The sequence below is a fragment of the Rhodococcus sp. LMD genome (assembly GCF_056108245.1).
Window position 1 is genome coordinate 830,831 of sequence record NZ_CM148557.1, and the last position, 14,336, is coordinate 845,166.

The 14,336-nt window shown below is 71.8% G+C and carries 15 protein-coding genes and 1 tRNA gene; 7 read left to right on the top strand and 9 right to left on the bottom strand.

Going from position 1 to position 14,336, the window contains the following annotated elements; all coding sequences use genetic code 11:
- Positions 1 to 20: 20 nt before the first annotated feature.
- Positions 21 to 1,484, bottom strand: coding sequence for a threonine/serine exporter family protein (locus ACWPQI_RS03855; RefSeq protein WP_010593736.1), 1,464 nt, complete (start codon positions 1,482 to 1,484; stop codon positions 21 to 23).
- A 129-nt stretch (positions 1,485 to 1,613) separates the two neighbouring features.
- Here ACWPQI_RS03855 and ACWPQI_RS03860 point away from each other — a divergent pair.
- Positions 1,614 to 1,688: transfer RNA gene (locus ACWPQI_RS03860), tRNA-Thr, on the top strand.
- Between the two features lie 86 nt (positions 1,689 to 1,774).
- Here the strand turns inward: ACWPQI_RS03860 and ACWPQI_RS03865 are convergent.
- The 4 genes from ACWPQI_RS03865 to ACWPQI_RS03880 all read right to left on the bottom strand — a co-directional run bounded on the left by ACWPQI_RS03865 (position 1,775) and on the right by ACWPQI_RS03880 (position 4,989).
- Complete coding sequence (locus ACWPQI_RS03865; protein ID WP_225222260.1) at positions 1,775 to 2,008, bottom strand: hypothetical protein; 234 nt, start codon at positions 2,006 to 2,008, stop codon at positions 1,775 to 1,777.
- Between the two features lie 73 nt (positions 2,009 to 2,081).
- Positions 2,082 to 2,603 carry a winged helix-turn-helix transcriptional regulator gene (locus ACWPQI_RS03870; RefSeq protein ID WP_010593738.1) on the bottom strand — a complete coding sequence of 174 codons (522 nt, stop codon included), beginning with the start codon at positions 2,601 to 2,603 and terminating at the stop codon, positions 2,082 to 2,084.
- Positions 2,604 to 3,047: 444 nt separating this feature from the next.
- Positions 3,048 to 4,394 (bottom strand): serine/threonine-protein kinase, encoded by a 1,347-nt coding sequence (locus ACWPQI_RS03875; RefSeq protein ID WP_102031096.1) that lies wholly within the window; start codon positions 4,392 to 4,394, stop codon positions 3,048 to 3,050.
- Positions 4,395 to 4,524: 130 nt separating this feature from the next.
- Positions 4,525 to 4,989, bottom strand: a complete 465-nt coding sequence (locus ACWPQI_RS03880) for a hypothetical protein (RefSeq protein ID WP_010593740.1) — start codon at positions 4,987 to 4,989, stop codon at positions 4,525 to 4,527.
- A gap of 144 nt (positions 4,990 to 5,133) precedes the next feature.
- Between ACWPQI_RS03880 and ACWPQI_RS03885 the strand changes: the two genes are divergently transcribed.
- Positions 5,134 to 5,916, top strand: a complete 783-nt coding sequence (locus tag ACWPQI_RS03885; protein WP_017680575.1) for a nuclear transport factor 2 family protein — start codon at positions 5,134 to 5,136, stop codon at positions 5,914 to 5,916.
- Between the two features lie 5 nt (positions 5,917 to 5,921).
- Here the strand turns inward: ACWPQI_RS03885 and ACWPQI_RS03890 are convergent, their stop codons facing one another.
- The 3 genes from ACWPQI_RS03890 to ACWPQI_RS03900 form a co-directional block, all read right to left on the bottom strand.
- Complete coding sequence (locus tag ACWPQI_RS03890; protein WP_010593742.1) at positions 5,922 to 6,776, bottom strand: hypothetical protein; 855 nt, start codon at positions 6,774 to 6,776, stop codon at positions 5,922 to 5,924.
- 64 nt (positions 6,777 to 6,840) lie between these two features.
- A complete protein-coding gene (locus ACWPQI_RS03895) occupies positions 6,841 to 7,050 on the bottom strand; it encodes a hypothetical protein (protein WP_017680576.1) in 210 nt (69 codons plus the stop codon).
- Positions 7,051 to 7,188: 138 nt separating this feature from the next.
- Positions 7,189 to 8,373: an Ig-like domain-containing protein gene (locus ACWPQI_RS03900; protein WP_064066166.1), complete on the bottom strand. Its 1,185-nt coding sequence runs from the start codon at positions 8,371 to 8,373 to the stop codon at positions 7,189 to 7,191.
- Positions 8,374 to 8,501: 128 nt separating this feature from the next.
- Between ACWPQI_RS03900 and ACWPQI_RS03905 the strand changes: the two genes are divergently transcribed.
- From ACWPQI_RS03905 to ACWPQI_RS03915, 3 genes are read left to right on the top strand one after another with little or no spacing between them, the layout of a single operon-like run.
- Positions 8,502 to 9,239, top strand: a complete 738-nt coding sequence (locus ACWPQI_RS03905) for a response regulator transcription factor (RefSeq protein ID WP_172603572.1) — start codon at positions 8,502 to 8,504, stop codon at positions 9,237 to 9,239.
- Complete coding sequence (locus tag ACWPQI_RS03910) at positions 9,236 to 10,645, top strand: sensor histidine kinase (RefSeq protein ID WP_395705251.1); 1,410 nt, start codon at positions 9,236 to 9,238, stop codon at positions 10,643 to 10,645. The genes ACWPQI_RS03905 and ACWPQI_RS03910 overlap by 4 nt, the downstream gene beginning before the upstream one ends.
- 53 nt (positions 10,646 to 10,698) lie before the next feature.
- Positions 10,699 to 11,799, top strand: coding sequence for an alpha/beta fold hydrolase (locus tag ACWPQI_RS03915; RefSeq protein ID WP_017680579.1), 1,101 nt, complete (start codon positions 10,699 to 10,701; stop codon positions 11,797 to 11,799).
- Here the strand turns inward: ACWPQI_RS03915 and ACWPQI_RS03920 are convergent.
- Positions 11,761 to 12,186, bottom strand: coding sequence for an HIT family protein (locus ACWPQI_RS03920; protein ID WP_026137718.1), 426 nt, complete (start codon positions 12,184 to 12,186; stop codon positions 11,761 to 11,763). The genes ACWPQI_RS03915 and ACWPQI_RS03920 overlap by 39 nt on opposite strands.
- 53 nt (positions 12,187 to 12,239) lie before the next feature.
- Here ACWPQI_RS03920 and ACWPQI_RS03925 point away from each other — a divergent pair, with 53 nt between their 5' ends.
- Positions 12,240 to 12,935, top strand: a complete 696-nt coding sequence (locus ACWPQI_RS03925; protein ID WP_474738657.1) for a nucleoside/nucleotide kinase family protein — start codon at positions 12,240 to 12,242, stop codon at positions 12,933 to 12,935.
- 109 nt (positions 12,936 to 13,044) lie between these two features.
- Positions 13,045 to 14,301: a phosphoribosylamine--glycine ligase gene (gene purD / locus ACWPQI_RS03930; protein ID WP_474738658.1), complete on the top strand. Its 1,257-nt coding sequence runs from the start codon at positions 13,045 to 13,047 to the stop codon at positions 14,299 to 14,301.
- The last annotated feature ends 35 nt before the right edge of the window (positions 14,302 to 14,336 follow it).

A 14,336-nucleotide genomic window follows, 5' to 3' on the forward strand; every position in this document is an offset into this window, starting at 1 on the left:
AGGTAACGCGTAGACGAGAGTCACGCCGCGGGTGCGCCACCCGCGGGGTGACTCTCGTGGCGTTTCGCCCCCCGGTACGGACGGACCAGCCGGACGCGCCGCAACTGCGGCCGGCGCAGCGACCCCGCCCGCAGCACGCTGCGCGGATGCCGGACCGTGCGGGCCAGCCACTCGCCGAGCGTCACCCCCGCCGCCAGCGCGCACCCGATGCCGAACGCCGAGAACAGCGCGGTCAGTCCGAGCAGCAGTTCGTTGCCGATCACCGCATACAGGCCCCGGTACAACGACAGGCCCGGCAGCAACGGGGTGATACCGGCGACCGCCACCACCAACGGTGGGGTCAGCGCCCGTCGCGCCATCAGGCCGCCGGCGAAACCGACCACCGTCGCGGCCGTCGCCGACGAGATGATCGGACCCACCGCGAACTCCATCGACATCAGGAACACGAGGCTGCCCACCGCACCGCCGAGCGCGGCGGCCGTCAGCGCCCGCCGTTCGGCGTAGCACGCCAGCGCATAGAACAGTGCCGACGCCGCACCGGCGAGTACCTTCACCGGCAGGGCGGTCGCCGTGGGTAGCGCATCGTTGCTGATCACCGGCAGCTCCGCGCCCAGCGCCTCCATCACCTTCAGCGCCGTCGCCACGCCGGCGATGATCCCGCCCGTCATCATCACCAGTTCGAAGAACCGCGCCGACGCGGTGATCGGCGCTCCGGTGATCGCGTCCTGCACCGAGCCGACCAGCGACAAGCCCGAGAGCAGTACCGTCACGCCGGCCGCGATGATCAGCCCCGGCGGGGCGTCGACACCCAACGGTTCGCGCAGGTTGAACAACAGGATCGCGGGCGTCGCGGCGATGATGCCGCCGACGACGTGCTGGAAGAAGAACGGCAGACCCATGCCGTTGAGGATGCGGTTCGTCCGGTCGATGACCGCCGTCGATGCGAACGCCATCGCCGCCACGAGCGCGCCACCCCCGAGCAGCACCGAGATCGACGCGGCCATCGCCGCCCACGCGAACGTCGCCACCCAGCGGTGATACGGGTGCGGCGCCGTCGTGATCGCCAGCAGATCCTCACGGGCCTGCGCCGGGGAGATCGCCTCCCGCCGGATGCGCCGGGTCAGCCGGTCCACCGCGGCGAGCCGCGTGAAGTCCATCGACCGGTACTGCACGACGCGCATCGTGCTCGCCGGCGGCATCGTCGGCCCGCGGTACGCCGAGAGCACGATCGAGTTGTAGGTCACGTCGACGTCGCACTGCGCCAGGCCGTACGTCGCGGCGACGAAACGCACCTGCTCGGAGGTGTCGATCGCGCCGGTGCCCGCGGCCAGCAGCACCTCGCCGACGCGGACGGCGACGTCGAGTGCCTCGGCGACCGTCGCGTCGTCCGTCAGGTCGATCGGCTGCAGCGGCGCCGGCGCCTCGGTGATGGTGTCCAGGGTCGCCCGGCGGTCGAGGACAAGCTTTCCGAAGGCGGCTGCCATCGTTCCCACCGCTGTGCGCTCCCAACTCTGTCGTCGTCGATTGCGGCCGTCGCGGCCACCAATCCACCGTAACGAACCGGGGGGTGGCATGCCGGGCCCGGTGTCTCGGTATGATTGGCGCGCTCGACTGCCTCCTTAGCTCAGTGGTAGAGCACTCGCCTTGTAAGCGAGCGGTCGTCAGTTCAATCCTGACAGGGGGCTCCACCAGCGGCGCGGGGGCATCCGCGCGGTTCTCGGTCGGACGCGACAACAATTGCATTCGCGTCCGGCTGCCCGGATCGCGGATGCGCTCAGGTCTCGCTGTCCGGGTGGATCGGTGAGGCGCGCAACCCGGTCTCGTCGCTCTCGTTCGCGGCGACCTCGAACACCTGCAACGGCGTGTTCGGGGGAGGGGCGTCCTCGGTTCGATCGGGCGCTGCTGCCGCGGAGACGGCGGGCGACGACTCGATCCGGCGGCGGATCTCCGCGAGCAGGGCGTCGGTCGGCACCCGGGTCAGGTCGGGTCCGGCACCGGATTCCGGCATCTCCGTCACGGTGATCACCCCCGGAGCTCGTGACAACGTGTCGACCGATTCTCGCAGAGCGCCCGGCGGTGGATCACCGGTTTGCGGAGGCGTTGCGCATCGCGCGCCGGGCCTGTTCCGCGGTGAAGTTCGGCGTCACGCGCAGTTCCTCGAGGGGGACTTCGCGTTCGGCGCTGCGGACCTCGACGCGCACGGGATCACCGGTCGTGTCGTCGGACAGGCCGAGAGGAGCGCCGCGCTCGCCCTGGAGGTACTTGTCACCCCACTGCTGCAGCGCGAGTACCACGGGGAGCAGGTCGCGGCCCTTCTCGGTGAGGACGTACTCGTACCGCGTCCGCTGCCCGGGTTCCTTGTACGGCCGACGCTCGAACAGGCCCTCGGCGGTCATCTCGCGCAGTCGGGCTGCCGCGACAGCCTCGGTGACCCCGACGCGGCGGGTGAAGTCGTCGAACCGCCGGGTGCCGTAGTAGGCCTCGCGCAGGATCAGCATCGCCGAGCGGGTTCCCACCGTGTCCATCGCCTTCGCGATCGAGCACTGGGTGGTCTGCCAGGCATCGCGATCGGCGAGAAAGCCCTCCAACCGTGCCGCATCCATGCACCCATCCTAAGTGACTTGCCCGCGGCATAGTCAGGCCGACGGTCGGTTCCCGGCACGAAGGCCGTCGGCTGGCTACCCGACGAACCGTGGTGAGGCACATCACAGAGTGCGCTTGTCGAACTGGGGGTAACACCTATCGTGTACCGCTCGATGATCTTGATGATGCCCCCGTCGCGCGCTCAGCGACGTGGAGCGTCGTTCGTCTCCGTCCCCTGCGGAGACGAAGGATCGTCACACGACACCTTGGAGGTAGGAATGGTTCTCGGTTCCCTCGCTGCAACGCTGTTCACTCTGCTCGCCGGTCTCGGCATCCTGCTCTGATCCATCACCCCTCGGGCGCTCCCACCTCGAAGTGGGAGCGCCCGAGGGGTTTCGTGCAGTCCAGCGGTCGAACGCGATCAGCCCTTCCGTTCCGCACCGGCCCGTGTTCCGACTCCCGCATCACCTGCCGCTGTTGCCGTTGCCGCCGCTGTTGTTGCCGTTGCCGCGGTTGCCGTTGCCGCCGCTGTTGTTGCCGCCGCCCTCGTTGCCACCTTCGTTGCCGTCACCGCGGCCCTCGTTGCCGCGGCCGTCGTCACCGCTACCGTTCCCCTCGTTACCGTCCTCACTGCTTCCGTTCCCGGACTCCGGCACTACCGGCGGCACGATCGGGGCCGGCGCGGGAACGGTGGTGAACACGGGCGTCGGGCTCGCCTCTGGGGTGCCGGGTGAACTGGGGTTGCCGACCGGAATCGGGATGCTGACGGGAACGCTGCTCGTCCCCGCGACCGACGGCGCATCACCGCCCCGCCCCCAGGCAAGCAGGAGCAGGGCAACCGTTACTGCGGTCGTCACGCCGAGTGCCAGCAGGATCCGGCGACGACCGGGGTCGGGCTCGGGGGTCGCGTCGAACCGCACAGCAGTCGTGGCGGGCGCGAGTGGCACGGCGGCGGTGAACTCCCGTGTCGGCCCGTGAGGCACCGGGCTCACCGGAGCGGCGAAAGGCCGGCCCTGCAGGGCGGCGAGCATGTCCCGGGCACTGGTGAAGCGTTGTCCGGGATCGCGTGCCATCGCCCGCTCGATCACGGCCACGAGTCCGGGGTCGACGTCCGGTCGCGCTGCGGCCAGCGGGGGCGGCGGTCCCTGCGTGATCGCCCGTGCCAGCGCCAGCAGGTTGTCGTAGTCGTAGGGCTTGCGCCCGGTCAGTGCCTCGTACCCCACGGCCCCGAGGGCGTACAGATCGTCGTGCACGCTCGCCGGCGTGCCGGCAAGCCGATCGGGGCTCAGGTAGGCGACGGTGCCGACGAGTTCGCCGGTGCGGGTGTAGTCCTCGCCGGCGCTCTTGGCGATGCCGAAGTCGGTCACCTTCACCGCTCCGGCCTCGGTGAAGAGGATGTTGCCCGGTTTGATGTCGCGGTGGAGGATCCCGGCGTCGTGCGCCGCGGCGACCGCGGCTGCCACGTCGATCAGGATGGCCCGCACCCGGTCCTGTGGCATCGGGCCGAGCGCGATCTCGTCGGCGAGGGTGCCGCCGGGCAGGCGCTCCATCACGATGTAGGGCACTCCGGCGTCCTCGCCGCTGTCGTGCACCGCGACGATGTGCGGATCGTCGAGGGACGCCGCAGCGCGTGCCTCGGCCTCGAAGCGTCGGCGCACGTCGGGCAGGCGTCCGAATTCGCCCCGAAGCACTTTCACCGCGACGGGTCGCCCGAGACGGGTGTCCCAGCCGTCTCTGATCTCACCCATCCCGCCGCAGCCCAGCACGCCGCGCAACTCGTAGCGGCCGGCGAGCAGTTCGGGGACGGGCATGGTTCCAACGCTAGTAGCCTCGGCCGGTCCCGTCGCGCTGGTCCGTCGCGCGGGGCGCCAGCACGGTCCGTTCGCTCGGTGGGGCGAGGCGGTCCTTCGAGCCGGCGTCCAGGGCCGGCTCGGGCACAGTTCAGCGAGACCGGGTCCCTCGAGCCGACGAGCGACCCACCACGCTGCGGACGAAGGTGACGAGGGCGGCGACGATCCCGATGACACTGCCCACGATTCCCAGCCCCAGGACGATGCGCGCCACGAGCGGCCAGTCGAACGAGGCGTCGCCGAAGTCGAACGGGAACACCTGCCAGATCGTCAGCAGCGCCAGCAGCGCAACCGTCGTGGTGACCGCGTCTCCCAGCGCCTTGAACCACACGGGATCCCGCATCAGGTACAGGAGATTGGCGACCAGGCTGACCAGGATCGAGGCGTTGACCCAGCCGATGACGGACCGCGTGTCGTCGGTGAGGAACGGCACCGCCTCCCAGCCCGGCCACACGTTCGCGGCGTACAGCACCACCGCGTTGAGGAGGGCCGCGACGAGATACCCGAATCGTCGGGCGGCGACCGGGGAGCGCGGTCGGGTCGAAGTGGGTGTCATGGCGACCTCCCTCGGTCGGAACCGTCTTTCACGCTAGACCCGGGGGTCCGTGCCGGGGAAGAAGGTCACCGCCCGGCCGATGAGTTTACCGCCGCTCGGCGGTCGGAACAGGTACGGCATCGTTCGCAGTGAGGAGTCAGCACCATGTTGGACCGTTCCTTTTCCAGTTTCGCTGTCGACGACGTGGCGGCGGCCGCGAAGTTCTACGGAGACGTCCTCGGTCTCTCCGTGTCCGAGGAGCACGGGATGTTGCACCTGCACCTCGACGGCGGACGCGACACGTTGATCTATCCGAAGGAGGACCACACTCCGGCCACCTACACCGTCCTCGACTTTCCCGTTCGCGACCTCGAGAAGGTGGTGGACGAACTCGCCGCTCGCGGTGTCCGGTTCGAGCGCTACGACGACGTCGACGACAAGGGCATCTTCCGTCGGGTCGGCCCGCCGATCGCGTGGTTCCGGGACCCGGCCGGCAACATCCTCGCCGTCCTCGAGACGGACGAGGCTCCGGACGAGGAGCGGATTCGTGCGCTGATCGAGGAACACACCGCGGCCCGCAACGCCAAGGACGTCGATCGGCTCGCCGCGTGCTACGTCCCCGGTGCGACGGTGTTCGATCTGGCGCCGCCGCTGCGCAAGTCCGCCCCCGCTCCGCAGGTCTGGGCGTCGTGGTTCGCGGGGTTCGACGGCCCTCTCGACTGTGAGGTGCGGGACCTGCGCGTCGAGACGGCCGGCGACGTCGCGTTCTGCCACGCACTGTCGCGGCTGGGAGCGACACAACACGGCGGGCCGCGCTTCGACCTGTGGTTCCGCGTCACGTTCGGTCTACGCCGCGTCGAGGGGTCGTGGCGGATCGCACACGAGCACGAGTCCACCCCGTTCCACATGGACGGCACCTTCCGGGCCGTCACGGACCTGCAGGAGTGAGCGGATCAGTCCGGTGCCCGCAGTTCGTGCCTGCCGCTGTTGCCCGAGCCACCCGAGTTGCTGCGCAACCACCGGCCGGGCAGCTTGCCCGCGAGATCACCCAGCGGGCCCACCGCCTCGCGGAGCAGTTCGGCGGTCTCCTGCAGCACGTCGATGCTGGTGCTCATCCGATGGATCGTGGGGGTCAGCTGCACCAGCGTCTCGGACAGCGACACGATCTGGTCGAGCGGTCCGCCCTTGGCGAGCAGGCGTTCGAGGGCGCCCTGTTCGGCGAGCAGGGTGTCGAGCACCCCGCCCTGCTCGAGGGCCCGTTCGACCAGGCCGCCGGGCTGGAGGGCGACGTCGACGATTCCGCCGGGAGCGGTGAGCCGTTCGACGGGCCCGCTCTCGGCGAGCAGACGCTCGAGCGGGCCGCTGGGGGCGGTGAGCCGATCGAGGAGGCCGCCGCTCGACAGCAGGCGGTCCAGGGCTCCGTCCTCGGCGAGGACCTTCTCGAGCGGACCGCCGGGCGCCGTCACCCGGTCGAGGGCGCCACCGGGTTCGAGGAGCCGGTCGAGGGGGCCGCCCGGGGCGGTGAGCCGGTCAACCGGTCCGCCGGGCGCGAGGAGGCGATCCAGCGGTCCGCCGGGACGCAGCGCCTGGCCGAGCGGACGGTCGTCGGCGGCAAGCACGGAGACCTGTTGCAGCAAACCGAGCGGTCCCCGCGGGCTCGCGACGCCGACCGCGTTCAGCCCCGCATACGTCTGGGGGGAGACCGCCAGGCGGACGGTCCCGATGACGCCTTCGGCCACGCCGAGGGCCGAATCCGCCGCAGCGAAGCCGAGACGGACGGGGAACGCGAGCGCGGACGCCAGACTCATGACTGTCACTGTAACCGGCGCAACAGTGCGGCTCGGCGGGACGAGCCGCCGCCGCCGGGGGTCCTCAGGAGACGCGGAGCGTTCCCACCCGGGCATACACCTCGGTGCAGCCGCAGCCCCGAGCGAGTTCGGAGCAGTCGATCACCAGCACGTGCCGCACCCGGGAGGTGTCGAAGCAGTCGGGATCGGTGCATTCCACGGTGGTCGTCGCGTGCACGACGAGGGTGCCGTGACAGTGGTCGAGATCGGATCGGCACGCCCGGCACGTCGTCATGGGCGGGACCTCCTTCGCGGTGGCTGTCTTCGTCCCGTAATAGCATCACGCGCCGACAACGTGGTGGACGTGCGGGGGCGCGTCCGGCCGGATCAGCGCCTCCGGCGGGGCCGGATCACCGCCTCCGGCGGGGCCGGATCAGCGCCTCCGGCGGCGGGCGAGGACGGCAACGGCCAGCACACCGGCGATCGCCCCGACCCCGGCGGCGATCCACCAGCCGCGGGCGTTCCCGGATCCGGGCACCGTCACCGCGACGGGTTCGGAGGTCGCGCCCGCCGCGCCGGGCGCGCCCGAGTAGACCGCGGTGATCGTGTGGCTTCCGGCGCCCGAGAGGCGATGCTCGACGGCGGCCCGGCCGTCGACGACCGCCACCGGCTGACCCAGGTCGGTGCCGCCGTCCCGGAACAGCACCGTGCCGCCTTCGACGTCCGGCGACACCGTCGCCGTGAGGGTGACGACCGTCCCGTCGTCCACCACGTCCGGGGCGTCGACGGTGACCGTCGCGGGCACCTCGGCGACGTCGGAGATCGTGATGACCGCGAGCGGACCGGCGCCGGCGTTGAGGGGGCCGGTCATCGTGTCCCGCGGTGAGCAGCGTGTCGGTCCCCACTGGGTGGAGCCGAGGAACGTGGCCTGGGTGAGCGAGGTGTTGTAGTTGGCGTCGTCGTCGACCAGGCCCGCGTCGCCGGCGGTGCGGAGCATCGGCGTGATCACGCCCGCGTCGCCCGCGATCATGGTCACCTCCACCGCGGGGAGCCGGAACCAGCTGTCGCCGACGGGACTGGGGGTGCCGTCGAGCTGCAACTGTGTCTTGGGCGCCCGGATCCCGGCCTCGCCCTCGGTGCCGGACGTGGGGCTGTTGCCGATGACCTCGTTGTTTCCGGACAGGCGCAGGATCGTGCCCGCCGGGTCGGGGACGCCGTCCTCGTTCACCCGCAGCACGCCGGGCGGCACGTTGTCCAGGTTGAAGGCGGTCCCGGGCACGACCGCGGCGTCGACGAACGTCGCGTTGGCGGGAATCGCGAAGTCGTTCTTCAGGCGGGAGACGCTGCGGGTGGTAGCGCCGCGGCTCGAGTCCGGATACGCGACGGGGGCCGTCTGGATGCGGTAGCTGAACCGTTCACCCGGACGGACCCGGGCGGGCGCGTCCACCGTCGCGGACGATCCGAGCAATTCGTCGACGTCGATCACCGACCGCACCCGGCACGCGAGACCGAACGAGACCTCGACCTCCTCGGCGGCCCCGGGCGGGCAGGCCACGAGCAGGGACACGGCGACGGCCGCGGCCGACGCCGCCCCGCGGCGCAGCCACTTCGGCGACACGGCGGCTCCTCACGATGCGGATACGTCTCACAGTGCGGACACGTCCATGATCCCCGATCGCCGCACCCCGACGGCCCGGATTCGGCAGGGCCGGCCGTACAGGAAGTTCCCAGGGTTCTCGCAGCGGCATGCCAGAGCACTCCGGGAGAATCGGCGCCGTGACCGACAAGACCCCCGAAGCCCGGATTCTGATCGTCGACGACGAACCGAACATCGCCGAACTGCTCTCGGTGAGCCTGAAATTCCAGGGCTTCGAGGTCGAGACGGCGAGCAACGGCGCCGAGGGGCTCGACCGGGCCCGGGCGTTCCGGCCGGACGCGGTGATCCTCGACGTCATGATGCCCGGGATGGACGGGTTCGGGATGCTGCGCCGGCTCCGGGCCGACGGCTCGGACGCGCCGGTGTTGTTCCTGACGGCGAAGGACGCCGTGGCGGACAAGGTGTCCGGCCTGACCTTGGGCGCGGACGACTACGTCACCAAGCCGTTCAGCCTCGAGGAGGTCATCGCACGGCTCCGGGTGATCCTGCGACGGGCCGGCAAGGTCGCCGCGGACGAACGCTCGGCCCGCATCACCTTCGCCGACATCGAACTCGACGACGACACCCACGAGGTGTGGAAGGCCGGCCGGCCGGTGTCGCTCTCACCCACCGAGTTCACCCTGCTGCGGTACTTCATGGTCAACGCGGGCACGGTGCTCAGCAAGCCGCGCATCCTCGACCACGTGTGGAGCTACGACTTCGGCGGCGAGGTCGGCGTCGTGGAGTCGTACGTCTCCTATCTGCGGCGCAAGGTCGACACCGGGGACACCCCGTTGATCCACACCCTGCGCGGGGTCGGGTACGTCATGCGGGAACCCCGCGCGTGAGCCGCGTACGGCCGCTGCCGCTGCGGTTGACGCTGGTCGCGGCGCTGGTGGCGTTGTCGGGCCTGGGACTGCTGGCGTCCGGGGTGGCGGTGACGTCCGCGTTGCAGGGTTCGCTGCTCGCCCGGACCGACCAGGACCTGCGCACCGCGGCGCAGACGTGGGCCAAGCCGCCCGGGGCCGGCCGCGAGCTGCCGCCGCCGGACGCTCCGAGTTCGAACCGCCCGCCGAGCCCGTTCTATGTGCGGGTGGTCGACCCGGACGGGCAGGAGCGGTTCGTCGTCAACGACGAGTCCACCGCGCCGGCGCTGCCCGGCGAGCCGGTGTGGGAGCCGCAGACCGTGGGCTCCGCCGACGGGTCCGACGTGCGCTGGCGGGTGGTGTCGACCCGTAGCGCCGCGGGCCTCGTGACCACCGTCGGTGTCACCCTGGTCTCGATCGAGGACACCGTCGATCGGCTCGTCGTGCTGCAGGTCGGCATCGGCGCCGCGGTGCTGCTCGTGCTCGGGGTCGCCGGGTACTTCGTGGTGCGGCGCAGTCTGCGGCCGCTGAAGGAGGTCGAACGCACCGCGGCAGCGATCGCGGGCGGGGATCTGCACCGGCGGGTTCCCGAGCGGGACCCGCGCACCGAGGTCGGTGGGCTGTCGGTGGCGCTGAACGGCATGCTCGGCCAGATCCAGGAGGCCTTCGCGGCGACGGCGGCGTCGGAGGAGTCCGCCCGCAGATCCGAGGAGAAGATGCGACGGTTCGTCGCCGACGCCGGCCACGAGTTGCGCACCCCGCTCACCACGATCCGCGGGTTCGCCGAGCTCTACCGGCAGGGCGCGAGCAGCGACACCGCACTGCTGATGGACCGCATCGAGAGCGAGTCCCGGCGGATGGGCCTGCTGGTGGAGGATTTGCTCGTGCTGGCCCGCCTCGACGCCCAGCGGCCGCTCGAGCAGAATCCGGTGGACCTGCTCGCCCTGGCCGCCGACGCCGTGCACGATGCGCGGGCCGTCGCGCCGGAGCGCACCGTCGAGCTCGAGGTGTTCGACGGCCCCGGGATACCGGAGGTGCTCGGCGACGACGCGCGACTGCGGCAGGTGCTCGGCAACCTCGTCACCAACGCTCTCACCCACACTCCGGCCGACGCGCGCGTCACCGTCCGGGTCGGCACGGCCGGACCCGACGCCGTGCTCGAGGTCGTCGACACCGGCCCCGGCCTGAGTGAGGCGGACCGCGCCCGGGTCTTCGAGCGTTTCTATCGCGCCGACGTCTCGCGCGCCCGTTCGTCGGGCGGCAGCGGTCTCGGGTTGTCGATCGTCGCCGCGCTGGTGGCGGCCCACGGCGGCCGGGTGGAGGTGGAGTCCGCGCCGGGCGCCGGGTCGACGTTCCGGGTGCTGATCCCGCGGATGCCGGTGGAGTGACGGTCCGGCCCTGGGCTACGGTGACGTAACTGACTTTCGAGTAAGGAGACGTCGTGGGACTGTCGGGGACGGCGCAGCGCGCCGTGCGCAACGCGTGGGCGCTGTTCGTCGGCGACGGAATCGAACCACCGCACGCCACCGCGTCGGCCGTCGTCGCCGACGGACCGCACCGTACCCTGCGCCGCTACGGTGAGTCCGACGCGGGCGCCCCGGTCCTGCTCGTGCCGCCGCTCGCCGCGCCCGCGCGCTGCTACGACCTGCGCCCCGGGCAGAGTCTCGTGCAGCACCTCGTCGCCACCGGTCGCAACGTCCACGTCCTCGATTTCGGCACCATGGACCGCTCCGATCGTCATCTCGGGTTCGAACACTGGGTCGACGACATCGTGCCCGAGGCGATCGCGCGGGTCGCCGAACTGTGCGGCGGCCGCGACGTCGACCTGGCCGCCTGGAGCCTCGGCGGAACCCTGTGCCTGCTCACCGCGGCCGCCCATCCCGGGTTGCCGATTCGCTCGATCACCGCGTTCGGCACGCCGATCGACTACGAGCGCATCCCCTTCCTCGGGCCGGCCCGGCACCTCGGCCGCCTCGTGGGCGAACCCGCCCTCACGGCCGTGACCCACCTGCTCGGGGGCGTGCCCGCCCCGCTGGTGCAGCTCGGCTACCGGGCCACCGCCCTCGAGCGCGAACTGACCCGGCCGTGGTTCGTCGCCCGCAACCTCGCCGACGCCGGCACCCTCGCCCGGATGGAGGCGATCGACCGGTTCCAGGCGGACATGCCCGGCTACCCGGGCCGGCTGTTCCATCAGATGGCGATGCGTCTCACGGTCGCGAACGAACTCGCGACGGGCCGGGTCCGGTTCGAGGACCGGACGATCGACCTCGCCGACGTCACCGTGCCCGTGCTCGCACTCGCCGGCAGCGACGACGTGCTCGCACCCGTCCCGGCCGTCGAGGCGATCGGACGGGTACTGCCCGGATCGCCCCACGTGCGGTTCGAGGTCGTGCCCGGCAGCCACCTGGGACTGCTCGCCGGCCCCGCCGCCCGCGGCACGTCGTGGGCGCACTTCACCGGGTTCCTCGACGACCCCGCACCGGTGCCGCCGCGGACCGGAAGGTCAGGCGGGGACGTGGTCCGCGTGCCCGAGTTCCCGTAGCGCGGCCTTCAGCTTCGCCTGGGCCTCGTCGAGCGACTCCGGCGACGGGTCCTTCTCCGCCTTGCTGATGTCGAAGTCACCGAGGTCGTACGCCGGGAAGACGTGCAGATGCAGATGCGGCACCTCGAGGCCGGCGACGAGCAGTCCCGCACGCGGCGCGCCGAACGCCGAGCACACCGCCCGGCCCATGATGCGGGCGACGTGGTGGACCTTGTCCCACAGGTCGTCGTCGACGTTCTGCCAGTGATCCACCTCCTGCCGCGGCACCACGAGCACGTGGCCCTGGTTCACGGGGTTGATGGTCAGGAAGACGACGACGTCGTCGTCCTGCCACACGAACCGGCCCGGCAGGTCGCCGGCGATGATCATGCTGAACACGGAAGCCATACCGGGGAGAATAGGCGGACCCCCGCAGCCGGCGCCTCTCGTATCCTCGTCGCATGCCGTCGCCGCAGCCACCCCGCACGGGACCGCTGCGCGCGCTCGTCGCCGACCTGATCGACCGGCACCTGCGCACCGTCGCGGCGGGGGAGCGCCGCGTGGTCGGGCTCTGCGGCCCACCCGGCGCCGGCAAGAGCACCGCCGCCGACCTGCTCGTCGACCTCCTGCGCGACGCCGGCATTGCCGCCGCCGCCGCTCCGATGGACGGCTTCCACCTGTCCAACCACCGTCTCGACGCCCGCGGCACCCGATCCCGCAAGGGCGCGCCCGAGACGTTCGACGTCGACGGATTCGCGGCCCTGCTGCGCCGGATCCGCGGCGACCGCACGGAGACCGTGCACGCACCCGAGTACTCGCGCCGCCTCCACGAACCGATCGCCGCGTTCCACGAGATCACCCCCGAGACCCGCGTCGTCGTCACCGAGGGCAACTACCTGCTCCTCGCAGACGGCGGATGGGAGCGGATCCGCCCGCTCCTCGACCTCGTCGTCTACCTCGACGCACCCGACGACGAGCTCGAGACCCGCCTGGCCCGGCGCCACCGGGCCACCGGATCGACCGTCGCCCAGGCCGCCGAATGGGTCCGCACGGTCGACCTGCCCAACGCGCACACCGTCGCACGGACCCGGGACCGTGCCGACCTGGTGTGGTGCCCGGTCGTGGGAACCGGAGGGGACGCCGGAGCGGCGCGGTAGCGCCGGGCGGTCCCGGTCGTCCGTCCCGGTACCCCGTCGCCCGCGCACGGACCATGGGGCACCGATGCGTCGGTCCGGAGCCCCGGACCGGTCCCGTAACCTGTCCTGCGTGCGCGTACTCGTTATCGGTTCCGGTGCCCGTGAACATGCCCTCGTCCTGGCCCTGACCCGCGATCCCGGCGTGACGGCCGTGCTGGCGGCGCCCGGCAACGCCGGCATCGGCCGGATCGCCGAGCAGCTCCCGGTCGACGCCGCGTCCGCCGAGGACGTCGTCGCGCTCGCGAAGGCGCAGAATGTCGACCTCGTGGTGATCGGCCCGGAGGTGCCCCTGGTCCTCGGCGTCGCCGACGCCGTGCGCGCCGCGGGCATCGCCTGCTTCGGTCCGTCCGCGGCGGCCGCCCGCATCGAGGGCTCGAAGGCGTTCGCCAAGGACGTCATGAAGACCGCCGGGGTCCGCACCGCGCACAGCGAGGTCGTCGACAATCCCGCCGATCTCGACGAGAAGCTCGACCGCTTCGGCCCCACCTGGGTGGTCAAGGACGACGGGCTCGCCGCCGGCAAGGGCGTCGTCGTCACCGCCGACCGGGCCGCCGCCCGCGACCACGCCGCGGAAATCCTCGAGAACGGGCACCCCGTGCTGCTCGAATCGTTCCTCGACGGCCCCGAGGTCTCGCTGTTCTGCCTCGTCGACGGCGAGACCGTCGTGCCGCTGCTGCCGGCGCAGGACCACAAGCGCGTCGGCGACGGCGACACCGGCCCCAACACCGGCGGCATGGGCGCCTACACGCCGCTGCCGTGGCTGCCGCAGGGCATGGTCGACACGATCGCCGCGGACGTCGTGAAGCCCGTCGCCGCCGAGATGGTCCGCCGCGGATGCGGCTTCTCGGGCCTGCTCTACGCGGGCCTGGCCATCGGCAAGGACGGTCCGGCCGTCGTCGAATTCAACTGCCGCTTCGGCGATCCCGAGACCCAGGCCGTGCTCGCGCTGCTCGAGTCGCCGCTCGGCAAGGTGCTGAACGCGGTCGCGACCGGCACCCTGGCCGAGCTGCCGCCGCTGCGCTGGCGCGACGGCGCCGCCGTCACCGTGGTGCTGGCGGCCGAGTACTACCCGGCCAGCCCCCGCACCGGCGACGTGGTCGTCGGCGCCGACGCGGAGGGGGTGCTGCACGCGGGCACCAGGATCGCCGACGGCGCGGTCGTCTCGGCCGGCGGACGCGTCCTCAGCGTCGTCGGCACGGGCGCCGATCTCACCGCCGCCCGCGACGAGGCGTACGCCACGCTCGCCGGCATCAAGCTGCCGGGTGGGCACTTCCGCAAGGACATCGGACTGGCCGCCGTCGAAGGGCGCATCACGATCCCGTCCTAGGGGGACGCACCCGCGCGGTGCCCGGACACGGGCGC

What these genes read in the sequence shown, in the direction of transcription:
- ACWPQI_RS03855 (WP_010593736.1), bottom strand. Translation starts at nt 1,484, where the DNA reads ATGGCAGCCGCCTTCGGAAAGCTTGTCCTCGACCGCCGGGCGACCCTG.
- ACWPQI_RS03865 (WP_225222260.1), bottom strand. Translation starts at nt 2,008, where the DNA reads ATGCCGGAATCCGGTGCCGGACCCGACCTGACCCGGGTGCCGACCGAC.
- ACWPQI_RS03870 (WP_010593738.1), bottom strand. Translation starts at nt 2,603, where the DNA reads ATGGATGCGGCACGGTTGGAGGGCTTTCTCGCCGATCGCGATGCCTGG.
- ACWPQI_RS03875 (WP_102031096.1), bottom strand. Translation starts at nt 4,394, where the DNA reads ATGCCCGTCCCCGAACTGCTCGCCGGCCGCTACGAGTTGCGCGGCGTG.
- ACWPQI_RS03880 (WP_010593740.1), bottom strand. Translation starts at nt 4,989, where the DNA reads ATGACACCCACTTCGACCCGACCGCGCTCCCCGGTCGCCGCCCGACGA.
- ACWPQI_RS03885 (WP_017680575.1), top strand. Translation starts at nt 5,134, where the DNA reads ATGTTGGACCGTTCCTTTTCCAGTTTCGCTGTCGACGACGTGGCGGCG.
- ACWPQI_RS03890 (WP_010593742.1), bottom strand. Translation starts at nt 6,776, where the DNA reads ATGAGTCTGGCGTCCGCGCTCGCGTTCCCCGTCCGTCTCGGCTTCGCT.
- ACWPQI_RS03895 (WP_017680576.1), bottom strand. Translation starts at nt 7,050, where the DNA reads ATGACGACGTGCCGGGCGTGCCGATCCGATCTCGACCACTGTCACGGC.
- ACWPQI_RS03905 (WP_172603572.1), top strand. Translation starts at nt 8,502, where the DNA reads ATGCCAGAGCACTCCGGGAGAATCGGCGCCGTGACCGACAAGACCCCC.
- ACWPQI_RS03920 (WP_026137718.1), bottom strand. Translation starts at nt 12,186, where the DNA reads ATGGCTTCCGTGTTCAGCATGATCATCGCCGGCGACCTGCCGGGCCGG.
- ACWPQI_RS03925 (WP_474738657.1), top strand. Translation starts at nt 12,240, where the DNA reads ATGCCGTCGCCGCAGCCACCCCGCACGGGACCGCTGCGCGCGCTCGTC.